This window comes from Peribacillus sp. NPDC097895, assembly GCF_050277555.1.
Classification (GTDB): domain Bacteria; phylum Bacillota; class Bacilli; order Bacillales; family DSM-1321; genus Peribacillus.
This window is the reverse complement of the sequence record NZ_JBNNSH010000007.1, coordinates 45144-62690: the sequence shown is the minus strand read 5'-3', so window position 1 is coordinate 62690 and position 17547 is coordinate 45144. Positions and strand designations below refer to the sequence as shown.

At 38.3% G+C, this 17547-nt stretch carries 15 protein-coding genes; 13 read left to right on the top strand and 2 right to left on the bottom strand.

What is annotated here, in order from left to right:
• The first annotated feature begins 91 nt into the window (after positions 1–91).
• The gene (locus ACQKMH_RS23915; RefSeq protein WP_427589839.1) at positions 92–1084 is read left to right on the top strand and encodes an NAD(P)/FAD-dependent oxidoreductase; all 993 of its coding nucleotides are present in this window, start codon (positions 92–94) and stop codon (positions 1082–1084) included.
• A gap of 415 nt (positions 1085–1499) precedes the next feature.
• Here ACQKMH_RS23915 and iadA read toward each other — a convergent pair whose 3' ends face one another.
• Together iadA and ACQKMH_RS23905 are read right to left on the bottom strand one after the other, a co-directional pair.
• Positions 1500–2672 carry a beta-aspartyl-peptidase gene (gene iadA / locus ACQKMH_RS23910; protein ID WP_427589838.1) on the bottom strand — a complete coding sequence of 391 codons (1173 nt, stop codon included), beginning with the start codon at positions 2670–2672 and terminating at the stop codon, positions 1500–1502.
• Positions 2673–2711: 39 nt separating this feature from the next.
• Positions 2712–4133, bottom strand: coding sequence for a YfcC family protein (locus ACQKMH_RS23905; RefSeq protein WP_427589837.1), 1422 nt, complete (start codon positions 4131–4133; stop codon positions 2712–2714).
• Between the two features lie 202 nt (positions 4134–4335).
• Between ACQKMH_RS23905 and ACQKMH_RS23900 the strand changes: the two genes are divergently transcribed.
• From ACQKMH_RS23900 to ACQKMH_RS23845, 12 genes are all read left to right on the top strand, one after another.
• On the top strand, positions 4336–6369 hold the full coding sequence (locus tag ACQKMH_RS23900) for a sigma-54 interaction domain-containing protein (protein WP_427589836.1): 2034 nt from the start codon (positions 4336–4338) through the stop codon (positions 6367–6369).
• 341 nt (positions 6370–6710) lie between these two features.
• Positions 6711–7064, top strand: a complete 354-nt coding sequence (locus tag ACQKMH_RS23895) for a DUF2294 domain-containing protein (RefSeq protein ID WP_427589835.1) — start codon at positions 6711–6713, stop codon at positions 7062–7064.
• A gap of 609 nt (positions 7065–7673) precedes the next feature.
• A complete protein-coding gene (locus ACQKMH_RS23890) occupies positions 7674–8723 on the top strand; it encodes a P-loop NTPase (protein WP_427589834.1) in 1050 nt (349 codons plus the stop codon).
• Positions 8724–9004: 281 nt separating this feature from the next.
• Positions 9005–9802: a formate dehydrogenase accessory sulfurtransferase FdhD gene (gene fdhD, locus ACQKMH_RS23885; RefSeq protein ID WP_141994765.1), complete on the top strand. Its 798-nt coding sequence runs from the start codon at positions 9005–9007 to the stop codon at positions 9800–9802.
• Positions 9803–9859: 57 nt separating this feature from the next.
• A complete protein-coding gene (moaA, locus tag ACQKMH_RS23880) occupies positions 9860–10876 on the top strand; it encodes a GTP 3',8-cyclase MoaA (protein WP_427589833.1) in 1017 nt (338 codons plus the stop codon).
• A gap of 286 nt (positions 10877–11162) precedes the next feature.
• On the top strand, positions 11163–11648 hold the full coding sequence (gene moaC / locus ACQKMH_RS23875) for a cyclic pyranopterin monophosphate synthase MoaC (RefSeq protein WP_427589832.1): 486 nt from the start codon (positions 11163–11165) through the stop codon (positions 11646–11648).
• 114 nt (positions 11649–11762) lie between these two features.
• Positions 11763–12779, top strand: coding sequence for a MoeB/ThiF family adenylyltransferase (locus ACQKMH_RS23870; RefSeq protein WP_427589831.1), 1017 nt, complete (start codon positions 11763–11765; stop codon positions 12777–12779).
• 62 nt (positions 12780–12841) lie between these two features.
• Positions 12842–13306, top strand: a complete 465-nt coding sequence (locus ACQKMH_RS23865; RefSeq protein WP_427589830.1) for a molybdenum cofactor biosynthesis protein MoaE — start codon at positions 12842–12844, stop codon at positions 13304–13306.
• Positions 13307–13309: 3 nt separating this feature from the next.
• Positions 13310–13546: a molybdopterin converting factor subunit 1 gene (gene moaD, locus ACQKMH_RS23860; RefSeq protein ID WP_427589829.1), complete on the top strand. Its 237-nt coding sequence runs from the start codon at positions 13310–13312 to the stop codon at positions 13544–13546.
• A gap of 314 nt (positions 13547–13860) precedes the next feature.
• A complete protein-coding gene (fdhF, locus tag ACQKMH_RS23855) occupies positions 13861–16812 on the top strand; it encodes a formate dehydrogenase subunit alpha (RefSeq protein ID WP_427589828.1) in 2952 nt (983 codons plus the stop codon).
• Entirely contained in the window at positions 16812–17015 is a 204-nt protein-coding gene (locus ACQKMH_RS23850) for a hypothetical protein (RefSeq protein ID WP_427589827.1), read from the top strand. Before fdhF ends, ACQKMH_RS23850 begins: the two co-directional genes overlap by 1 nt.
• Positions 17015–17503: a DUF1641 domain-containing protein gene (locus ACQKMH_RS23845; RefSeq protein ID WP_057216912.1), complete on the top strand. Its 489-nt coding sequence runs from the start codon at positions 17015–17017 to the stop codon at positions 17501–17503. The genes ACQKMH_RS23850 and ACQKMH_RS23845 overlap by 1 nt, the downstream gene beginning before the upstream one ends.
• Positions 17504–17547 lie beyond the last annotated feature (44 nt).

The window sequence follows — 17547 nt, the reverse complement described above, 5'->3', positions numbered from 1 at the left end:
TCATTGTAGAAGCTTTACAAATCTATCCCTTACAATCGGCAAATCATTTTCAGTAGGAGCAACCAACATAGAATGACAAGGAGTGATTACAATGACAGAAGAAAAGAAGGTCTATGACATAACAATAATTGGCGGAGGTCCAGTTGGTTTATTTACGGCGTTTTATGGGGGAATGAGGCAAGCAAAGGTGAAAATCCTTGAAAGTCTTCCTCAATTGGGAGGACAGCTCTCTGCTCTTTATCCCGAAAAATTCATTTATGATATAGCTGGATTTCCAAAAGTAAGGGCTCAGGAATTGGTAGAGAATTTAAAAGAACAAATGAAAGTGTTCGAACCAACAATTTGTCTTGAAGAAGCAGTTGAACAGTTGGAAAAACAAGCAGACGGAACATTTAAGATCACAACAAACCGTGAAACTCATTTCTCAAAATCAGTAATCATTACTGCTGGAAATGGAGCTTTTCAGCCTCGTAAACTAGAATTAGAAGATTCAACACAGTTCGAAAATAAGAATTTACATTATTTTGTGAATGATATGAACCGCTTTAAAGGAAGGAAAGTGGCGATTCTAGGCGGTGGAGATTCTGCTGTTGATTGGGCCCTAATGTTAGAACCGATTGCTGAAAAAGTAACATTGATACACAGAAGAGATAAATTCCGTGCTCATGAACATAGTGTCGATAAATTAGTGAATTCCTCTGTTGAGGTGAAAACACCTTATATTCCAGCAGAACTGGTAGGAGCAGATCAGATTACTCAAATTGTTTTAGAACACACTAAGACTCAACAAAAAGAAGTGGTGGACATAGATGATTTAATTATTAATTACGGCTTTGTCTCTTCTCTTGGTGCGATTAAAGAATGGGGTCTAAACATCAATAAAAATGCAATTATCGTTAACTCAAAACAAGAAACAAATATTTCAGGCATTTACGCAGCCGGGGATATTTGTACGTATGATGGAAAGGTTAAATTAATTGCTTCCGGATTCGGTGAAGGTCCAACGGCAGTCAATAATGCTAAAGCCTATATTGATCCTAAAGCGAAAGTCCAGCCGATGCATAGTACTTCCTTATTTAGTTGACCTCTAGCTACAACGAGGCTGTGCGAGACCCCTAATTAAAAAGTGACAGATATGGCTTCTAACTAAACTGATTTAAATGTAATGAAGGGTAAGTGGATATTGTTCAAATTATGATGACTGAAAAATTATCTGTTTAATTGTCCTCATTATATGGGGACTGCCCAAAAGTTAAAACATGTATTGGATTCAATACGAGAAATTTTTGTATAGCAAAAAGTCGAATTCCTTCACAGCTAGGAATTCGACTTTTTAGATTGTTTTAAGGAAGACGCCTGTAACAAATATCCGATAATACGGACCATGTAAAGTTAGAACAAGATTTTTTAGAAGAAAGGTAAATACCAGGCGATGCCTATAGGAATCCAAACAATGCAAGACATGACAATTTTCCGATAACGTGTACCCTGTCTGTTATTCATTCAAATGTTCCTTTTATCAACGTAACCCCCTTTTCTACCATAACTTGTCCTCTTGCCATTACAGTGTCAATTATCAATGTTTCTTTATGTAACAATACGATATCAGCATCCTTCCCGGATTGTATGCTGCCCTTGCTTGAAAGCTTCAGCACTTGTGCGGGATTTGTGGTGATGACCTTCAGTGCGGTTTCCAGAGGGATGCCTTCCTCTAAAATAGCATCACGCACTTCTTGATAGAGCGATGATACTTTTCCTACTTGAAGGCCGGCATACTCCCCATGGGAGTTAAAAAAGGGAAGGCTTGCTTGCCCGTCTGAAGAGAAGGTGATGTGACCGACTGGAACGCCTTCTTCAAGCATCATCCGCAAGGCCATGCTGCACTTCACTTCGCCTTCTTCTAAAAACTGAGGAATGGTACTTGTAGTAAAGTCAACGTATCCGCCTTTCTTAGCGTAATCAATTCCCGCCCTGAATAATCCTTCATTTCGGTTGATATGTGTCGGATGGAGCTGCCGAATCGGAATGTTGGTTTTATCAGCAATTTCATGTAACAATGAGAGTTCTCCATCTCCGTCCCCTACATGAACTTCTATAATACCGGCCTTTCCTGACAGAATACCGCCGTTGCGAGCCGCTGCGGCGATTTTAGTTAATTCTTCAAATATGGGTTCTGATGATCTATGGTCTGAGATGGCAATCTCCCCGACACCGATAATTTTGTCGATTAAAATAATGTCGTCTTCGATTTTACCTGTCAATGTTTTAACTGGCACTTGATAGGAGCCAGTATGAATGAAACAGGAAATACCCTCTTCTTCAAGCGCACGCGCCTTGGCAAGAAGACTCTCCATTCTACGCGTAGTTCCGTCCGTGCCAAGTAAGCCGACCAGTGTTGTAATTCCTGAAGTTGTAATATCAGTGAGCTTTAGCTCGGGGGTGCGGGTTTTGAATCCGCCCTCGCCGCCCCCGCCGATTATATGAACATGTGAATCTATAAAACCTGGAACAACCAAAAGATCAGTCGCATCAATGATTTGAATAGGAGCAAAGTTGTCAGGAATCTCGATCCTGTCATCTATGAATGCGATTTTATCATTTGTAATCAATATGTCTTTCCGTCCTAAGTAATTGGGTGAGTATATTTCGCCATTTTTGATTAAAGTAAGCAATGAGTTTCTCCTCCTGTGTATAATTAGTAACCTATAAAATCAGAATGGACCATATCCGATGAAGTGAGCTGTGATGACAGCTATCAATCCGATGAGATATTGAATGAGCACCAGCGGGAGAATCCACTTCGCCCACTTTGTCCAAGGAATGCCTGCGATTGCCAAGCCCGCCATCAAGGTGGTAGCGGTCGGGAAAATCATATTTCCGATTCCGTCCGCAAAAGAGAAAGACAACACTGCGGTTTGGCGTGTAATTTCCAATATGTCTGCGAGCGGCACCATAATTGGCATGGTCAGCATCGCATGACCGGTGCCGGACGCTAGAATGAAATGAATAAGAGTTTGGAAACTGTACATGCCGGCAACGCTTAAATAGGCTGGGATATGCTGGATATATTCAGATACTTGATGAAGCATAGGGTCAACGATATGTCCTTCATTCAATACGACCAGAATGGCGCGTGATACGCCGATTATCAAAGCACCGCCGAGCAAGGCTGCTGATCCATTGATAAAGGAGTTGACGATGTGATCTGCTGACAATTTTCCGATGACTCCAATTACGATAGTCAATACGATGAATAAGGCAGCGATTTCTGTCATGTACCATTGAAACTTGATGACTCCAAACGCCAAGACGATATAGTTAATTAAAAAAGCACCTAAGATGAACTTATGCCCCGCTGTTAACTTCGCACTTGATTGCAGAAGTTTTTTCGATTCTTCTTTTGTATATTTTCCGTAGATTCCTAGAGAAGGATTTTTCTTTACCTTCATTGCGTACCGATAGATATAAAGAACGGAAACCAGGTAGACGATAACAAATAAAATAAGGCGGAAGCCTATGCCTGAGAACATCGGCAATTCTGCGATTCCTTGGGCAAGCCCAACTGTGAATGGATTCATGACGGCAGTTGTAAACCCTGACATTACTCCTACTATGACAATGGCGGTTCCTGTAATAGTGTCGAATCCCAGAGCCAATGCCAGTGGAATGATAAGAGGGAGATAAGCAAGTGTTTCTTCCGCCATCCCCATTAAGGAGCCGCCTACAGCGAAAAACAGCATCACGACAGGAATCAATAACTTTTCACGCGTCGCTAACTTCCGAGCCATTGTGGCGATCAGTACATCGACCGTACCTGTTGCTCTTAAAACACCGAAAAAACCTCCGATGATCAATAAGAAGAAGATAATATTTCCGGCTTCTACCATGCCTGTGTGAATAGCTTTCATCATTTCGAAAAATCCGACCGGTGCGGATTCTATCCATTTGAAAGAATTGGCGTCAACAGTTGTCCGTCCGTCCGCTTCAATCCGTACATATTCCCCTGCAGGCAAAATGTAAGTGAATAGAGTTGCTATTGCAAGAATGCAGAGCAGCAATACAAACACATTGATTTTTCTCTCTTTTTTTCCTGATGTTTTCAGTGAAACAACCTTCTCTTCTATTTGGCTCATAAGTATCTCTCCTTTGTCTTTAACATACATGCATAGAATTAAAACGCTTTTCCTCCTTTATACAGACATCAAGCAAAATCTGTGCCAATATGTAAAGATTGATTTTTATGAAATCTTTATGGTTGGATTGAAGTTTAAGGTCTTTATTGGTTCTTTTTGGTGGTATAATAGAACCAATTTGAAGGAAGAGGTAGGTGTTTTTATGTCAAAATCCTCACTTACACTTATAGCGGGAAGCTCAAAAACAAAGCAAGCCTTGCAGGAACAACTGGAACAATTGCTTGGAGACTATGTTCATGTCACAAGCTATGCTGCTGATGAAGGAATACCTCTTTCTCTGGAAGATAGAATGATCTTGTATTCATCAGATGCCGCTTATGAGAATAAAAGGGGTATGTATAGCGTAAATGCCGAAAAAATAATTGTGGGAACGAGAACAGTTAATCATGAATACATTGACAAACTTTTAAGAATACCTGATGGTACAGCAGTTCTGCTGGTAAATGATGATGATGATGCCACTATAAGTCTTATTGAAACCTTATATCAGCTTGGTATCGATCATGTTAAATTTATCCCTTTTCGGAAGGGGATATTGTTTTATGAGGATGTCCAAGTTGCCGTTTCACCAGGGGAAACTCATCTGTGCCCCTCATACATAAAAGAAGTTATCGATATAGGTGTGCGTCTTTTTGATATAACCACTATTCTGGAAGTTGTAGAATGCTGCGGTTTGAACAAGGATATATCCTCTAAGATTTCAGAAAGGTATATTAGCAATATCATTGAATTACAACGTAAGCTGTTAGATGCAGAGCGGGATGCCTTGCAGATGAGCGAGCACATCCAAAATGTGTTGGGAACTGTGGATGATGGAATATTGGTCGTTAACGAGGAAGGGCGGATTACGGTATTCAATGATCGTCTTGCGGCATTGTTTCATGTTGATGCGCAAGATGTGGTAAATAAGTATATAGAGCATATTGTTAATCGCAGGGATATTACCGAATTCATCATGGAAGGTAGGGATGAGAGTAAGTTCTTCGACATAGACGGCGTGGATGTGGTCATTTTTCGCTTGCAAATGATGAAAGAAAATACAATTGTCGCAACCTTCAAAAGTGTACATCAAGCCTTTGAAATAGAAAAGACAGCACAAAGGGAACTGCGAAATAAAGGGTTTTATACGAAATACTGCTTTGATGATATTATCGGCGAGGAAGATGTAATGAAAGAGCGGAAGCAGATTGCCAAGAAGCTTGCTTTGTCAGAGCATCCGATATTGATTCAAGGCGAGACTGGAACAGGAAAAGAATTGTTTGCACATGCAATTCATGAACATTCATTGCGAAAAAACGGGCCGTTCCTGGCTGTGAACTGTAGCGCATTAACAGAAACTTTACTTGAAAGTGAATTGTTTGGCTACGAAGAAGGGACATTTACAGGAGCAACAAGGGGAGGCAAGAAAGGTTTGTTTGAATTGGCTGATAACGGGACGATCTTTTTGGATGAAATTGGCGACATAAGTCTCACAGTTCAATCACATCTGCTGCGAGTTCTGCAGGAGGGGGAAATTCGCAGAATTGGCGGCAGAAGAATCATTCCTATAAATGTTAGGGTGATTACCGCAACGAATAAAGATCTTCAAGTGAAAATTCGGGACGGTTCATTCAGAACAGACTTGTTTTACCGGTTGAATGTCCTCAATCTCTACATTCCATCACTCAAGGAGAGAAGAGCGGATATCCCTCTTTTAATAAAGCATCTCATCACAAAGAGCGGGAAGTGGGTAAAGGTAGAGCAAGACGTTCTGGAGTATTTCATTAAATATGAATGGCCTGGCAACATACGAGAACTGAAAAGCACAATTGATTACATGCTGACTGTTTGTGAGGGAAATGTCATGACGAAAAGTGACCTACCGTTCATGCATGGACAAGCGGAAGGCAGTGTGGCGTCGGAATATTCCGCGTGTGAAAGTATGCTCGAAAGGCGGGAACGCACTTTCATTTTGGAAGTAATCAAGCAGTGCAACGAAAAAGGAAAAGCTGCAAGCAGAGATCTGATTTCAAGTCAAAGTAAAGAAACGGACTTTGGCTTGTCCCCTCAACAGATCCGTCGCCGCTTGGATATTTTAGAAAGCGAAGGATTTGTCGTCAAAGGCAGAGGGCGGGCCGGCACGAAGATAACTGCTGCTGGAATAGAGTATTTATATTTTCTTAATCAAAGCATGTAATACATTGAAATGCTTAGCCAGCCACTACTATTAAGGTTGGTGCGCACATTGAAACGTTTTATATACGTTATCGAATTTCTTAAAACTCAATACAGAGGTCCTTCCCCATTATTATTTTTTCAAGGAGACAAATAGTGAGTTTGAATACATAATATATATGAACAAGGTTTTTGCGCTGAAAGACTCACTTTGCCGATCCAACTAATAGTGCCTACCCAACAAGCAATTTATCTTTTGGAGTAAAAGATGAACAATTTGACAAAATAGAGGTTCACTAGAGCCGATTATTTAATATGAAACCCAAAGCTAAACAGATTAAATGATGAGATAGGGGAAATGGAATGACAAAGAACATGGAGCATCAATTTAATACATTACTTCGTGAAATACGCAAGCAATACGTTGGAAATGGACCAAAGGAAATCACCACTCGTTTTGTAGGTCCCTGGGTAGTTAGTGAGATGAAAGGTAATCTGACGAATGTGGAAAAGTTTATGATTGGCTCCACAGAAGGGCAAAAAATGGTTCATGAAGCACGAACTAAATTAGTAAAGGATATCTATCAGGATCCTGCCGTGATGAAAAAGCTTGAGGAGTTGATGCAAGCGAGCATTTTGAGCATCTATACGGATATTAATATAGAGATTGATACGGCGATGACGATTTTTGTGTTCGATAAGCTTATTCAGCCATAGTCTTAAAATTGATTAGGGGATATTTTAAGATACCATTGCTTTTAATAGTTAGTAGAAGGTCATCAACAAAAAAAATTGGGGAAACATTTTTTGAGATATCGTTACTCTAAACCACTTATTTAAGGATAGTTTTTGTAGCTTTACTTGTAATTTGCTATTGAGGTGGGACATTTAAAGTATTATAATAAAAATATATTAAAAATCATTGATATTAGGTAATGAAAAATTGCCATAATGTCCTGTTTTTTATTTTTGTTATACGTGATGAGATGGATCGCTAGTAGGAAAACTGCTTAGTAATTAGCCCATCATAAAATTGACTGTGTATTGCATGTGCATGTACACATTCTATTTTATGGTGGGCTTTTTGTTTATAAAAAAGGAGAGTTCAATAGGCAATGAATAACCCAAGTAGATTAATGGAGAATATCATGAAATAGAACAGATCATTCAAACAGTGAATCATAAAAGTAGCTCAACTTATCAGTTATTCTGTGATATTTAATGATAGGCATTTTGCCATGATCTCTATAATCTTTTCAATTTTTTCTCTGAGGCAATTAACCAATAATGAGAAGGAAACTACTAAATAAAGAAGGACTGAGAGTTATGTTGACACATGAACAAATAATGAACGCTTTAAAACATGTTCAAGATCCCGAGCTGCATAAAAGTATCGTGGATTTGAACATGGTGAGAAATATTGAAATGGATGGTACACGTGTTCAACTTGAAGTGGTTTTAACGATCCAAGGCTGTCCATTAAAAGCAAAAATAAAAGAAGATGTTGAAAATTCGCTTCGAAATATTGGAGCCTCAAGTGTTTCGTTAACCTTTGGATCTATGACACCAGAAGAACGAGCTGCATTAACGCAAACTTTAAAGAAAAGTGCTACAACAGAGACCGGAATGCCTAACATGTTGCGCCCTGATTCAGGTGTACAATTTATTACAGTGACAAGCGGAAAAGGTGGAGTGGGAAAATCAACGGTTACCGTTAATCTGGCTACTGCTTTGGCCCGTATGGGGAAAAAAGTCGGAGTGTTAGATGCTGATATTTATGGATTTAGTATCCCTGCGATGATGGGAGTTGGAGAAAAGCCGACCATGATTGACCAGACGGTCATTCCAATTGTAAGTCAGGGCGTTAAGGTCATGTCCATGGGATTTTTTACAGACAATAATAACCCCGTTATGTGGCGAGGGCCGATGCTAAACAAATGGATTCAAAACTTCCTTGCCAACACGCATTGGGGAGAACTGGATTACCTCCTTCTAGATTTACCTCCTGGTACAGGAGATGTAGCCATAGATGTAGCTGCCATGATTCCTCAGGCAAAGGAAATTATCGTAACGACACCTCACAATGTCGCTTCTTTTGTTGCTTCAAGAGCAGGTGCCATGGCGAAACATACCAATCATGACATCTTAGGTATCGTTGAGAATATGGCATATTACGAAGAACAAGATGGGTCGAGGAACTATCTTTTTGGGAAGGGTGGCGGAGATATGCTAGCTCAACAGCTGCAATCCGAAGTAATCGCAAGAATCCCTTTTGCCAAACGTGAGGAAAATAAAGGTTCATGTGTATACGATGACGATTCGCTTACTGGAGAGATGTTTACATCTCTAGCTCAAGACCTGGTTCATAGAGGGTAGTTTTTCATCAAGAATCATTCTTTTCAATGAAGTAAGTCGGTATCCAAATATTTCTCATAATGATGCAGAAGTGTTTTTTTCCTTCATTATATTGGGTACTTATGCTAACTGAAACTTTTATTTTAGGAGACTTAAAATGATAGATATAATTCATCGAACACAACTAAAATGATTAAAGGTGTATATGTAGGTATCCCTTTATAGAAATAGATAAGGCATTACCCAAGTTAAATGAAGAAGGTAGAAATTTTCGTCAAAAAATATAAAGGAAGTAGTGCTATATGAAACCAGCAGTGGAGAAAAGGGGAATTCTTAGATTCACAAACGGACATATTGAAAATGCTGAAGATATAATTGTTACAGAGTTTCCAGTTACAGTAAAAATTAACGAACAAGAATTTGTTACGATGGTTTGTACACCTGAATATATTCAAGATATGGTTATCGGTTACTTAGCATCTGAAGGAATTATACGGAAATATGAAGAAATCAAAGACATTTGGGTTCAAGAAAAAGAAGGATATGTACATGTGAAAATAGATAAATTGAATCCTTATTACCAAAATTTCCAAAACAAGCGTTATATTACATCGTGCTGTGGAATGAGCAGACAAGGGTTTGTCTTCGTTAACGATGCATTAACCGCTAAGAAGATGAATGAAATCCGAGTCAAGCTCACCCCGGATGATTGTTTTCGTTTAATGAATAATTTACAAATTTCCGCGACTATTTTTCAAGATACAGGAGGGGTTCATAATGCCTCTCTCTGTGATTTAAACGGTTTTATGCTAAGTCGAATGGACATAGGAAGACATAATGCGTTGGATAAAATATACGGATATTGTTTAAAAAATGATATCTCGATTGGAAATAAAATCATTGTTTTTAGCGGTCGGATATCTTCAGAAATCTTATTGAAAGTAGCAAAAATTGGTTGTGAGGTAGTACTTTCAAAATCGGCGCCGACTGAATTGGCCTTACAGTTGGCAGAAGGATTAGGGATTACGACAGTAGGTTTTATTCGTAATCAATCTTTGAATATTTATACATGTCCAGAGCGAATTCAACAGAAACAGTAAGAAATAATATGCAATTAATGTTAGTTGGTTATCAAAATAGGAGGAGACACGAAAAATATGGAAAATGATATTTTGGATAAATTAGAACGCCCATTAAGAGATTTGCGTTTATCTGTGACCGATCGTTGTAATTTTCGCTGTCGTTATTGTATGCCTGAGGAAATATTTGGGTCTGACTATCCTTTTTTATCCTCTGATAAAATCCTCTCTTTTGATGAAATGGAGCGATTGAGCCGTATATTTGTTTCATTAGGTGTCAGTAAAATACGTATTACAGGGGGGGAACCTTTATTACGCAAGAACCTTCCTGAATTGATTCATCGTTTGAATTTAATTAATGGAGTAGAGGACATTGCTATTACGACAAATGGATCTCTTCTTAAAAAGTTTGCGCCTGAGTTATTTAATGCTGGGTTAAGACGGGTAACAGTTAGTCTTGATTCCTTAGATGATGAACGTTTTAATCAGTTAAATGGGAATAGAAGCAAAGTTGCGAGAGTTTTAGAGGGAGTAGAGGCAGCTTCTAATGCAGGCTTAAAAGTGAAAATGAACATGGTTGTTCAAAAAGGGAAAAACGATCAAGATATCATTCCAATGGCGAAATATTTTAAAGAACATAAACATACTCTTCGGTTTATTGAGTATATGGATGTCGGAAATTCAAATGGCTGGAGAATGACTGAAGTAATGACCAAGCAAGAGATTTTAAATCGAATTGAAGAAGTCATGCCATTAGAACAAATTAAGCCAAATTATGTAGGAGAGGTGGCAACTAGATATCGGTATATAGACAGTGATCAAGAAATTGGAATCATTTCATCTGTGACCGATTCATTTTGCTCTACCTGTTCCAGGGCTAGAGTATCTGCTGAAGGGAAATTATATACATGTTTATTTGCATCAAAAGGTTATGATCTTCGTCAATTACTTCGCTCAGAAGAGTCGGATGTTGTGATTACAAATAAAATTTCGGATATTTGGAATCATCGCAGCGATCGCTATTCTGATGAAAGAAAAAATGGGCATGGTTCAAGAAACAGCACTAAAGTAGAAATGTCTCATATTGGTGGCTAACATTGAAAGATTGGAAGTATTCTCAAATATGCTTTGGAAACATTGTGGTTTGCACTAGAAATAATATGATGGATAAGGAATGTTTATTTAAGTCACCTAGTGTTTCTGTTCTGTGCAAATAGGAGGAATCTGATTAAAAAAATAAATGATTTTAGAAAAAGAGACTGACTTTCAAAGTATGTTAATAACCTTTGTGAGTCAGTCCCTTTTTCTGGACTAAATCTTCTATGACGAAGCTATACAATTACTGTAGTTAAATATCTTAAGCATATGAAGGTGGCAAATGATGAGCAATTTCTCGCACTGGAATGAAGAAGGAAGGCCAAAGATGGTCGATATTTCTCCGAAAGACATTACAACTCGGACAGCAATTGCAAAATGCACTCTTTCCTTATCCAATGAATTATTCGAAGCAATTGAAGATGGATTAATAAAAAAAGGGGACCCGCTCCAAGTAGCACAGATTGCGGGTATTATGGCAGCAAAAAAAACCGCGGATGTCATTCCAATGTGTCATCCAGTCATGCTCCAAGGAAGCGACTTTACGTTTAAATATGAAAAAAAAGAAAATGGATACGACTTAATTATTCATGCCAAGGTTAAGTGTAGTGGAAAAACCGGAGTTGAAATGGAAGCATTAACCGCGGTATCCGTTGCTGCACTAACTTTTTATGACATGTGTAAAGCAGTTGATAAAACAATGGTTATTAAAGAAACATTGTTAGTACAAAAAACTGGCGGGAAAAGTGGAGACTTTCTTCATAACCAATAATTACGTTCTCTTAATGTATGTGTCATGAAAATTATGCATTAATCTAACAAATGGATATGGCTGGTGTAAACGGAAATGGTATAGATAATTTTCGAAAGAAAGGAAGAGAGTTTGTTGAATGATCGTTATTCACGGCAACAGCAGTTCAAACAAATAGGTTTTGAAGGACAAGAAAAAATCAGGCATAAGCATGTACTCATTATAGGAGCTGGAGCATTGGGAAGTGCTGGGGCCGAAGCCTTTGTCCGGGCAGGTATTGGGAAATTGACTATTATTGATCGTGATTATGTTGAATGGAGTAACTTGCAGCGCCAGCAGCTTTACAACGAGAAAGATGTTGAAGATAAACTACCAAAAGCGATAGCTGCTGGAAAGCATTTGAAACGGATTAATTCGGAAGTTGAAATTGAAGCACTGGTTATGGACGCGAGAGCTGATAATATGGAAAATTTACTCGGTAATGTCGATGTTCTGATAGATGCTACAGATAATTTTGACATTCGATTTATTTTAAATGATCTTTCGCATAAATATAACATTCCATGGATTTATGGATCCTGTGTAGGAAGTTATGGGGCTACCTATACAATTCTCCCGGGAAAAACACCGTGTGTGCATTGTATTTTAAAAAGTATTCCTTTCGGCGGGGCAACATGTGATACAACAGGAATTATCAATCCTTCAGTTCAAATAGTTTCTGCTTATCAAGTAGCAGAGACATTCAAAATATTGGTAGATGATTTTTCAACGCTAAGAAACACCTTTTTGACATTTGATGTATGGAGCAATCAGCATTACTCCATTAAATTAGACAAAATTAAAACAGAAAGTTGCCCATCTTGTGGATTAGATAGAACGTATCCATATTTATCGTATGAAAATCAGACAAAAACAGAAGTATTATGCGGGAGAAATACAGTTCAAATTAGACCTGCAAGAAATATGGAATATAGTTTTGATCAGTTAGAAAAACAACTAAAAGCTAATGGTGAAGTAATTAGAAATCCTTATTTATTATCTTGTCAGCTTCATGATTATCGCGTGGTTATATTTAAGGACGGGCGTGTTTTTATTCATGGAACAAATAACATACAGCTTGCTAAAAATTTTTATTATCGTTTATTAGGCTAATTGAAGGAATAATTAAAGAAAAGTGCTATTTGGACTTTTTAATGTAAGTGTGGTGAAAAAAGGTGAAGCAATGTTTATTTAAATTGGTAAGTGATCCTATTTCAGTAAAGGAAGTAACCAAACAAGTTTCACGAAAAAAAGCAGGTGCCATTACAACATTCATTGGAACTGTGAGGGAATTTTCAAAAGGAAAGAAGACGTTATTTCTTGAATATCAAGCTTACGAATCAATGGCTGTAAAAATGCTGAGTCAAATAGGTGATGAAATTAAGAAAAAATGGCCGGATACAAGGGTAGCTATTACCCATAGGGTAGGTAAATTAGACATTTCAGAGATCGCTGTTGTTATCGCTGTATCCTCACCACATCGTAAAACAGCATACGTGGCAAATGAATATGCGATTGAACGAATTAAACAAATTGTGCCCATTTGGAAAAAAGAATTTTGGGAAGACGGAACGATGTGGGTTGGAGATCAACTAGAGACTACTGAATACCTAGAAGGAAATCCGGACAAGGAGGAATAAGGAATGATTACGGTTTTATTTTTTGCGGGAATACGTGAAGAAATTGGATTAGATGAATTAAAAATAGTAGAAAAAGATCATATAACTGTTCAGCAACTAAAACAATATCTTCATAGTAAATATACTCTATCTTCTTTTAATCAAATGATGACGTCTATAAACGAAAGCTTTGTAACAGACGATGAAATAATAAAAGATCAAGATATAATTGCCTTTATCCCTCCAGTAAGCGGAGGATAAAGAGAACGGTATTTTTTATGTTGTATAAATAAAAAAGATGATTTTAGCGTTTAAATCACATATTATTGTTGAGGTTAAACGTATAGAGTATTATAATAGGAATATAGACTCGAATATAAAAAAGTCATTGACATTGGGTACTGACGAATTGCCTTAATGTCCTGTTTTTTTTATTATATGATGTGGTGAGAAGGATCACTAGTAGGATAAAAACTGCTTAGTTATTAGCCCGCCATAAAATAGAATGTGTGTTGTATTTGCACAATCTATTTTATGGCGGGCTTTTTTGATTTTTAAAAAAAGGAGAATGTAAAATGGCAACAGTCCTAGTGAAAATTAATGGACAGCAACATGAAGTAGAGCAGGGGACTCGAATTCTTGATTATCTCCTGGAACAAGGAGTAGAGCACCCACATATTTGTTATTCAGGAGTTTTAGGTCCCATCCAAACCTGTGATACCTGTATGTGTGAAATTAATGGGAAAATTATGAGGGCGTGCTCGACAGAAATTGAGGAAGGAATGAATATTTTGACTTCCTCAGAACTGGCCAAAACTGCCCAAACAGAAGCGATGGACCGTATTTTGGAGAATCACTTACTGTATTGTACGGTTTGTGACAATAACAATGGAAATTGTCGTGTTCATAACACAGCAGAGTTGTTGGAAATTGAACATCAAACTCGTCCTTATCGTGAAAAAGGATACGAAGTGGATATGTCACATCCTTTTTACAGATACGATCCGGACCAATGTATCCTTTGCGGACGCTGCGTAGAAGTATGTCAAGACCTACAGGTGAATGAAACCCTATCTATCGATTGGGAACGTGAAATCCCACGTGTAATGTGGGATGATGGTAAATCCATCAATGACTCTTCTTGTGTATCTTGCGGACAGTGTGCCACAGTTTGTCCATGTAACGCCTTAATGGAAAAATCAATGTTGGGTGAAGCGGGGCTTATGACAGCCATTCCGAAGGATTTGTTAAATCCAATGGTTGATCTCATTAAAGAAGTAGAACCGGACTATAAAACAATCTTTGCCCTATCAGAAGTAGAAGCAGCCGCGCGGGATACTCGTACGAAAAAAACGAAAACAGTATGTACATTCTGTGGGGTAGGATGTTCATTTGAAGTATGGACTAAAGGGCGTGAAATTTTAAAAGTTGAGCCAACTGAAAATAGTCCTGTAAACAGTGTTTCAACCTGTGTGAAAGGGAAATTCGGTTGGGACTTTGTTAATAGTGAACAACGCCTTACTACTCCTTTAATTCGGAAAGGAGATGCATTTGTTCCTGCTACTTGGGATGAAGCACTTACTTTAATTACAGAAAAAATGGGTGCCATTAAAGAAACGTACGGAGGAGATGCACTCGGCTTTGTAAGTTCTTCGAAAACGACGAACGAAGAATCATATCTCATGCAAAAATTGGCTCGTCAAGTGTTTGAAACAAACAATGTGGATAACTGTTCTCGTTACTGTCAATCACCTGCGACAGATGGGTTACTTGCCACTGTTGGATATGGTGGGGATTCAGGTACCATTCAGGATATTGCAAGTGCAGGTCTTGTTATCACGATTGGGGCAAACCCAACTGAAGGACATCCTGTTCTAGCGACACGAGTTAAGCGTGCGAAGAAATTACACGGACAAAAATTGATTGTGTCAGATCTTCGTAAACATGAACTGGCAGAGCGTTCTGATTTATTTTTACATCCAAAGCAAGGAACAGACTTTGTATGGTTGACTGCTGTTGCAAAATATTTGATTGATAAAGGTTGGCATGATGAAAAATTCATAAAAGCTCGTGTAAATAACTACGAAGAGTATCTGCAACTTCTTAATAAATATACGCTAGACTTTGCTGTGAAAGTGACTGGCCTTCCAAAAGAACAACTGGTTAAAACAGCTAAAATGATTCATGAATCAAAAGGAACATGTATTTTATGGGGAATGGGTGTTACCCAAAATATTGCAGGTTCCTATACATCAGGAGCCATCGCTAACCTTCTACTTGTAACGGGTAATTTCGGTCGCACTGGGACGGGAGCCTACCCACTTCGCGGTCATAATAATGTGCAAGGTTCATGTGATATGGGAGCTCTTCCACAATGGCTCGCTGGCAATCAGCGTTTAACAGACAATGTCGCACGTGCTAATTTTGAAAAAGCTTATGGCGTAAAAATCTCTGAAAAGTCAGGATTTACGAACATTGATATGCTAGAAGCATCAGAGAAAGGTAAACTGAAAGCCATGTATCTCATGGGGGAAGACATGGCATGGGTAGATTCAAACTCCAATCATGTGCATGACACGCTCGGTAAGCTAGAGTTCTTTGTTGTACAAGATGTGTTCTTAACAAAAACTGCACAATTTGCAGATGTTGTTTTGCCGGCAGCCCCGTCTCTTGAAAAAGATGGAACATTCACCAATACAGAGCGTCGCATTCAACGACTGTATCAAGCACTTGAGCCACTAGAAGAATCAAAGCCAGACTGGTGGATTATTCAGCAAATTGCTAAATATATGGGTGCGGATTGGAACTATGAACACCCAAGCGATATTATGGACGAAATTTCAAGTCTTTGTCCAACTTTTGCGGGTGTATCATACGAGAGACTTGAAGGATGGAACAGTTTATTGTGGCCCGTGCAAAAAGACGGCACAGATGAGCCACTTCTTTATACAAAGCGTTTTAACTTTCCTGATAGAAAAGCGCGTTTTTCTCTTGCAGAATATGTTCCGCCTATTGAATTCACACAAGATTTCGATCTTACATTGAACAATGGACGACTCTTGGAGCATTTTCACGTAGGGAATATGACAAATAAATCAAAAGGACTTCAGTATAAATTACCTGAGGTATTCGTAGAAGTTTCGCCTGAACTTGCAAAAGAACGTAAGGTAGAAGATGGGTCATTAGTACGTCTCATTTCTCCTTATGGTGCAATTAAGCTTCATGCAGTCGTAACAGATCGAGTTACAGGAAAAGAACTGTATGTTCCCATGCACTCAGTAAGTCATGAAAATGCAATCAACCTTTTAACAGGAAGTGTTGGCGATGTTAATACACAGACTCCTGCATATAAACAGATAAAAGTAAAAATGGAGTTAATGAAAGCAAAAGGAAACAGACCACTTCCAATGTATAACCCTCGTTATGCAACGCGTAATCCCCAGTTAGGCGTACAAGTGGAACGAAAATGGGCACGGAAAGATTACGAGCCAATTGCAGACTTGAATATATCAGGAGTTAAAAAGTAATGGAAACACCGAAGAAGACTTTAGATTTATTAATTCTGACAGAAGAAGAAATACGGGATCAAATGCTTAAACAAGTCGTTCAAGATTTATCCGAAAAAGCAGATGTTATTGGCAAAACTATTCTACTACTTCTCCAAAGACTCAATAAAATGAGCATTCTTGAAGCTCTCGCAGATTTGAATACACCGGGAGGTAAAAAATAATGGCAAAACCAATTACGAAGATAGATGAACCAACCTTTACCGAAAAAGAAAAGCAAGATCAAACGCTTGAAAAGGTTTTACAAGATTTATCCGAAAATGCAGATGGGATTAAAGAAACAATTAAGCTTCTCCAAGAACTTCACGAAAGTGGAATTCTTGGAGCTATCAATAATCTCGTTGAGGCAAAAGAGAAAGTGGCAAAAATTGCAGTGGGACAATTGCTGCGTCCACCTGTAACAAATGCTGTTAACAATGCAATGGAAGCGGCTGGAGTATTGACTGAACTTAATCCTGAAATGACGAAAAAACTGGTGGGAGGACTGTCAAAAGGTCTTCAAAAAGCAGAAGAAGGATTTCAGTTAAATAAAAAAGTGAGTGTTTTCGATTTAGTAAAATTAATGAGAGATCCTGATGTTAATCGTGTTATGAGGTTTTCTCTTGATTTGTTAAAAGGGTTAGGCGAAGGATTAAAGGGTCAATCAAAGTAAGTGTTTTGTACTCAAAGGAAAACTTTTCAACTGTTCGTACTCAT